This window comes from Streptomyces hygroscopicus subsp. hygroscopicus (assembly GCF_001553455.1).
Taxonomy (GTDB): Bacteria; Actinomycetota; Actinomycetes; order Streptomycetales; family Streptomycetaceae; genus Streptomyces; species Streptomyces hygroscopicus.
Window position 1 is genome coordinate 1 of record NZ_BBOX01000068.1, and the last position, 6,873, is coordinate 6,873.

4 protein-coding genes are annotated in these 6,873 nt (G+C 73.3%); 2 read left to right on the top strand and 2 right to left on the bottom strand.

The window, feature by feature from the left end:
* The coding region (locus AXW62_RS08435; RefSeq protein WP_252368542.1) for an ABC transporter ATP-binding protein at positions 1 to 2,143 on the top strand (2,143 nt) is incomplete at its 5' end.
* Positions 2,144 to 2,726: 583 nt separating this feature from the next.
* Here AXW62_RS08435 and AXW62_RS08440 read toward each other — a convergent pair.
* On the bottom strand, positions 2,727 to 3,170 hold the full coding sequence (locus AXW62_RS08440; RefSeq protein ID WP_030841670.1) for a hypothetical protein: 444 nt from the start codon (positions 3,168 to 3,170) through the stop codon (positions 2,727 to 2,729).
* Between the two features lie 221 nt (positions 3,171 to 3,391).
* Here AXW62_RS08440 and AXW62_RS08445 point away from each other — a divergent pair, with 221 nt between their 5' ends.
* Positions 3,392 to 4,795, top strand: coding sequence for a S28 family serine protease (locus tag AXW62_RS08445; RefSeq protein WP_060943954.1), 1,404 nt, complete (start codon positions 3,392 to 3,394; stop codon positions 4,793 to 4,795).
* Positions 4,796 to 5,046: 251 nt separating this feature from the next.
* Here the strand turns inward: AXW62_RS08445 and AXW62_RS08450 are convergent.
* A partial coding sequence (locus AXW62_RS08450; protein ID WP_060943955.1) for a glycoside hydrolase family 3 protein occupies positions 5,047 to 6,873 on the bottom strand: 1,827 nt, incomplete at its 5' end.

Consider the following 6,873-nt stretch of genomic DNA (forward strand, 5'->3'; position numbering starts at 1 on the left):
GCCGGGCGAGTCGTGGGTGCGGCCCGATGGCAGTGGTGAAGACCGGGGGGCCCTGCGTGGTACCGGGGAGGGTTCCGGCCACGTCCGTGCCGGGGACGACCCCGATCACGCCCGCGCCGGGGACGGCGATGGGGCGGGGTTCGCCGGGGTGTCCAGTGGCGGGCCGGGGGCCCGGCCCGGCGGGGCCGGGGCGGCTCGTGGGCGGCAGGTGACTCCCGAGCTGTGGGTGCGGCCCGCCGGTGACGGCCGTAAGGCGGGCGCGCCGGCGGTGGCAGCCGTGGCCGGGCCGGGGATGGCCGGGGCGCTGTCCGGGATGCCCGCCACGCCCGAGCTGCTCGCCAAGGTCGCCGCGCTGCCGCCCGCCACCGATACGCCCGACATCGACGAGGAGGCGGCCACCCGGGCCGAGGAGACGTACGGGCTGCGGCGGCTGCTGCGCGGTTTCGGGGCGCCGCTCGCGCTCGCGCTGCTGCTCGTCGCCATGGACGCGCTCGCCGGGCTGCTGCTGCCCGTGCTCATCCGGCACGGTATCGACCAGGGCGTCCAGCGGCTCGCGCTCGGGGCGGTGTGGACCGCGTCCGGGCTCGCGCTCCTCGTCGTCCTCGCCCAGTGGGCCGTCCAGGTCGGCGAGACGCGGCTGACCGGGCGGACCGGTGAGCGGGTGCTCTACGCGCTGCGCGTCAAGATCTTCGCGCAGTTGCAGCGGCTCGGTCTGGACTACTACGAGCGCGAGCTGACCGGCAAGATCATGACGCGGATGACCACCGATGTCGACGCGCTCTCGACGTTCCTCCAGACCGGCCTGGTCACCGCCGTCGTCAGCCTGCTGACCTTCTTCGGCATCCTGGTGGCGCTGCTCGTCATCGACGTGCAACTCGCGCTGGTGGTGTTCCTGACCCTCCCGCCGCTGATCATCGGCACCGTGCTGTTCCGGCGCCGCAGCGTCAAGGCGTACCAGCTGGCCCGTGAGCGGGTGAGCGTCGTCAACGCGGATCTGCAGGAGAGCGTGGCGGGGCTGCGGATCGTGCAGGCGTTCCGGCGGGAGCGGTCCGGCCGGGAGCGGTTCGCGGCGCGCAGCGACGCCTACCGCCAGGCGCGGTTGCGCGGTCAGCGGCTGATCTCGGTGTACTTCCCGTTCGTCCAGCTGCTGTCGTCCGTGGCCTCCGCGCTGGTGCTCATCGTGGGCGCCGGACGGGTCGGGGACGGGACGCTGACGACGGGCGCGCTGGTGGCCTACCTCCTCTACATCGACCTGTTCTTCGCCCCCGTCCAGCAGCTCTCCCAGGTTTTCGACGGCTACCAGCAGGCCACGGTGTCGCTCGGCCGCATCCAGGAGCTGCTGCGCGAGCCCACCACCACGCCGGTCGCCGACGCCCCGCGCGAGGTGGGCGCGATGCGCGGCGAGATCGCCTTTGAGGACGTGCGGTTCCGGTACGGGGACGGCGAGGAGGCGCTGGCGGGCATCTCGCTCACGATCCCCGCGGGACAGACCGTGGCGTTCGTCGGGGAGACCGGAGCCGGTAAGTCCACCCTGGTCAAGCTGGTGGCGCGGTTCTACGACCCCACCGGGGGCGCGGTGCGGGTGGACGGTGCGGATCTGCGCGAGCTGGACCTCACCGAGTACCGCGGCCATCTCGGCGTGGTCCCGCAGGAGCCGTATCTGTTCGCCGGGACGGTGCGCGACGCCATCGCCTACGGGCGCCCCGACGCGAGCGACGCGGAGGTGGAGGCCGCCGCGCGGGCGGTCGGCGCGCACGAGATGGTGGCATCGCTCGACGGTGGCTATCTGCACGAGGTCGCCGAGCGCGGGCGCAATCTCTCCGCCGGGCAGCGGCAGTTGATCGCGCTGGCCCGCGCCGAGCTGGTCGACCCGGACATCCTGCTGCTGGACGAGGCCACGGCCGCGCTCGACCTGGCCACCGAGGCCCTGGTCAACCAGGCCACGGACCGCCTGACGGGGCGGCGCACCACCCTGGTGGTCGCACACCGGCTGACCACCGCGGCCCGCGCGGACCGGGTGGTGGTCCTGGACCACGGCCGGGTGGTCGAGGACGGCACCCATGAGGAGCTGGTGGCCCGGGACGGCCGGTACGCCACCCTGTGGCGCACCTTCATGGGCGAGACGGCCCCCGCCGTCGCCTAGAAACCGCCGCTGGCCCGTGTCGTGTGGGCCCGCCGTGGCGTGGTGGCGCGCCGGGTGGGCCCGTGTGGCGGGGGTGGTGCGCCGGGTGACCCGTGCGACCGGGTGCATGGGTACGGCCCGTCGTGTGGGCCCGCCGTGGCGTGGTGGCGCGCCGGGTGGGCCCGCGTCGCGGGGGTGGTGCGGTGGGTGACCCGCGTATCCGGGTGCGTGGGTGTTGGCCCGCGTCTGTGGGCCCGCCGTGGCGTGGTGGCGCGCCGGGTGGGCCCGCGTCGCTGGGGCGGTGCGGCGGGTGACCCGCGCAACTGGGCGCATGGGTATGGCCCACGTGGCAGGGGTGGTGCGCCGGGTGACCCGCGTAACCGGGTGCGTGGGTACGGCCCGTCGTGTGGGTCCGTGTCGTGTGGGTCCGCGTCGCGGTGGGTCCGCGTCGCGCAGGGGCAGCGCGCCGAATGTGGGTCCGCGTCGCAGGGGGCGGTGCGGCGGACCCGCGTCGCAGGGGGCGGTGCGCACCGGTCCTGGGCCGCGCGGTGACCTTACGGCCGGTAACGCTCGGCGGTCGCCCGATGTCACGTTCGGTAACGCGTTACGGTTCCATGCCGCTTGCCCTCGCTATGCCCTCCACCTCCCGCCGGTCGCGCTCCCGCTGCTCCGCCTCGGCCGCCACCCGCTGCTTGTGGCGGTACAGGAATTCCGGGTCCTGGGCCCGCTCCTGGGGCACCAGCACCTTCATGCCCTTGGCGTGCGGACTGTCGCCGAGGTCGACCACCACGCGCTCGTCCTGCGAGGTGAGCAGCCCGAACAACACCAGCAGCTCGGCCTGGAGAGCGGGGGTGAACAGCTCCTTCTCCTCCGGCCCCATGCCGAGTTCGTACGTCCCTCCGCGGACGGCCGGGGAGGTGCTCAGCTCGCGCAGCAGCCGCATCAGCAGCTCCAGCGAGCGAGGATCGATTCGTTCCTGCAATTCATTCAGATACCGCGTCAGCCGCTCGGCCCGTTCACTCCGGTCGTGCCGTTCGTCTCGGTCCATACAGGCAGCATGAGCCATCACAGCCCGCTACGAAAGAGGGCGACGGTAACAACTCTCCGTATTCGGCGTCGGGTTGGAGTTCCGGCAGCCTCTGGCCACCCCCGTGTGTGCCCGGATAGGTTCTCGGCGGTCTGTGCGAATTCACGGGCAGCGAGGGCCGTCACGGCGAACACGTGCCGGGACGGCAGCGAGGGCCTGAAATGTCAACAAGGGGAGAGTGCATGCGCAAGGTGCTCAGATGGCTGCTGTCGCTCGCGATACTGATGGGGGCGGTCGGCGCTGGTGCCACCAGCGCGTCCGCGGAACCGGCCGCCCCCGCCCAGCCGGACATCAAAAAACGCGTCCTGGCCATTCCCGGAATGCGGTTCGTCGAGGAGCAGCCCTACGAGGGTTACCGCTTCCTCGTCTTCACCTACACCCAGCCGGTGGACCACCGGCACCCCGCCAAGGGCACCTTCCAGCAGCGGTTCACCCTGCTGCACAAGGCCACCGACCGGCCCACGGTGTTCTACACCTCGGGTTACAACGTCAGCACCGCACCGCGCCGCAGCGAGCCGACCCAGATCGTGGACGGCAACCAGGTGTCGATGGAGTACCGCTACTTCACCCCCTCCCGGCCGCAGCCCGCCGACTGGTCCAAGCTGGACATCTGGCAGGCCGCCAGCGACCAGCACCGCCTCTACCGGGCCCTCAAGCCCGTCTACGGCAAGAAGTGGCTGGCCACCGGCGGCAGCAAGGGCGGTATGACGGCCACCTACTACCGCCGGTTCTACCCGCGGGACATGAACGGCACCATCGCGTACGTCGCGCCCAACGACGTGGTCGACCAGGAGGACTCCGCCTACGACCGCTTCTTCGCGGGCGTCGGCACGGCCGCCTGCCGCGACAAGCTCAACGCGGTGCAGCGCGAGGCGCTGGTGCGCCGCGACGAGATCGTCAAGCGCTACCAGAAGTGGGCGGACGACGAGGGCCAGACCTTCACCGTCGTCGGCAGCGCCGACCGGGCGTACGAGAACGTCGTGCTGGACCTGGTGTGGGCCTTCTGGCAGTACCACCTGCTGAAGGACTGCGCGGACGTCCCCGCCCCGACCGCCTCGACCGACGAGCTGTACGGCTTCATCGACGACATCTCGGGCTTCTCCGCCTACACCGACCAGGGCCTGGAGACCTACACGCCGTACTACTACCAGGCGGGCACCCAGCTCGGCTCGCCCACGTTCGAGACCCCGCACCTGGACGGGCTGCTGCGCTACCCCGGTATCTACGCCCCGCGCAACTACGTGCCGCGCGACATCCCGATGCGCTTCCAGCCGGGCGCGATGCGGGACATCGACCGCTGGGTGCGGCACGACGCCCGGCGGATGCTCTTCGTCTACGGGCAGAACGACCCGTGGGGCTCCGAGCGCTTCGAGGTCGGCAAGGGCACCGAGGACGCTTACGTGTACACCGTCGCCGGCGGCAACCACGGCTCGAACATCGCCCAGTTGGCCGCCGTGGAGAAGGCCAGGGCCACGGCGGAGGTGCAGCGGTGGGCGGGCGTCAGCCCGACGAGCAAGCCGCTCGCCCGGCACGACGCCCGGCTCGACCGCCACGAGCCCGAGCGCGAGCCGGTGCTGCGCCCGTAGGCCCAGCCCCAACTCCAGCCCCAGCCCCAGACCCCGCTGCCCCGGGCGCGGGCTGGGGCCCGTCGTCGAAGGGGACGTCCGGCCGCGAGCGGCGTCCGGTGCGGGGGGCACCTCCCAGTGGTAGCTGGGGGACGCTCGCAAGGCGGCGCATCGCCCTCGTACGGGGCGTACGTAGGCGATGCGCCAACGCGGCGAGGTGCCGTGCCAGGCGTGGGGAGCAGGGGCAGGGCGCCCCTTCGACGGCAGGCCCGCTAGTACGTCAGCCCGTGTCCGATCGGGTACAGCACCCGGGACGGGTGGTCCGCGTCCCGCACGGCGACCGGCAGCTTGCCGCGCGGGGCGGTCCGTCCCGCGATGACCCGGGCGGCGGCGCGCAGCTCCACGTCCGTCCAGCAGTACGTGGCCAGCGACGCCCCGGGGGCCGTGCCGCGCCCGCCCAGCCGCGCGATGTCGTACGGATTGCGCAGCGCCAGATGCACCACCGGCACACCGGTGGCCACCAGCCGCGCCACCAGGGTGCGCTGGGTGGACCCGGCGACGATGTCGTACGTCGCCACGACCACCGCGTCCCGCCCCCGCGCCGCCGCGACCGCCGCCGCGATCCGCTCCGCCGAGGGGCCGGGCGAGCCGGCGGTGCCGGTGGGCAGCGCCTCCGCCCGGAAGCCGAGCCCGGACAGCGCACGGGCCAGGACGGCCGTCGGCGGGCCGCCGGTGCCCGAGGGCGCGGGCGCGTCCACGCCCACCACGAGCAGCTCGCGATGGCGGTCCGGCGACAGCGGCAGCAGCCCGCCGCGGTTGGTGATCAGGGTGGTGGTGCGTTCGGCGATCCGGTCGGCGGTGGCGCGGTGCTCCCGGGTGCCCACCGTGCGGTTGACCGCGCGGTCGCTGGTGTACGGATCGTCGAACAGCCCCCGGCGCGCCTTGAGTTCCAGGACGCGCCACAGTGACCGGTCGATCCGGTCCTCGCTGAGCTCGCCCGCCCGGACGGCCTCGCGCACGCCCTGGAAGGCGAGCGCCAGGTCCGGCGGGTTCAGCAGCTGGTCCACGCCCGCCCTGAGCGCGAGCACCGGCACCCGGCCGTCGCCGTACTTCTTCCGCACCCCCTGCATGCCCAGCGAGTCGGTGACCACCACCCCGTCGTAGCCCAGCTCCTCGCGGAGCACACCGGTGAGGATGGGCCGGGAGAGCGTGGCGGGGTCGTCGGCCGGGTCGAGTGCGGGGAACAGCAGATGCGCCGTCATGATCGAGTCGATTCCGGCCTCGATCGCGGCCCGGAACGGCGGCGCGTCCAGCCGCTCCCACTCCTTCCGGGAGTGGGTGATCACCGGCAGTCCGACATGGCTGTCCACGCTGGTGTCGCCGTGGCCGGGGAAGTGCTTGGCGGTGGCCGCGACCCCGGCGGCCTGATAGCCCGCCACCTGGGCCGCCACCAGCCGGGCCACGGCCTTCGGATCGGCCCCGAAGGAGCGCACGCCGATCACTGGATTGGCGGGGTTGACGTTGACGTCCGCGACCGGCGCGTAGTCCTGCCGGATGCCGAGCGCGGCCAGTTCGGCACCTGCGGTGCGGGCGGCCGTACGGACGTCGGCCGCGCTGCCGCCCGCGCCGAGCGCCATGGCACCCGGGAACAGCGTGGCCGGCGCGCCGATCCGGGCGACCGTGCCGTACTCCTGGTCGGTGGAGATCAGGACGGGGACGGGCACGGAGGAGGCCAGCGCGGCCTTCTGGATGCCGCCCGAGAGCGCCGCCACCTGGTGGGGGTCGCGGATGTTGTGGGCCCAGCCGAGGTACATCACCCCGCCCACGTGGTACTTCGCGATCAGCTCGGCGGCGTTGGCGACGCCGATCTCCTTGCGGTTGGCCGCGACATCGGCGGGGTCGGGGCGGGTGGCCGAATGGCCGTACACCCGCATCACGAACAGCTGGCCGATCTTCTGGTCCAGCGTCATCCGCCCGATGAGGTCGTCGATCCGCCGGCGGTCCCGCTCGCGGTCCCGGCCGGGCTCCGTGGTGGTCGTGGGGGCGGCCGCGGACGGGGAGCCGGAACCGGCGGCGGTGCGGCGCGCGGGGTCGGCGGG

Coding starts and splice junctions, on each gene's coding strand:
- AXW62_RS08440 (WP_030841670.1), bottom strand. CDS start 3,170: ATGGACCGAGACGAACGGCACGACCGGAGTGAACGGGCCGAGCGGCTG.
- AXW62_RS08445 (WP_060943954.1), top strand. CDS start 3,392: ATGCGCAAGGTGCTCAGATGGCTGCTGTCGCTCGCGATACTGATGGGG.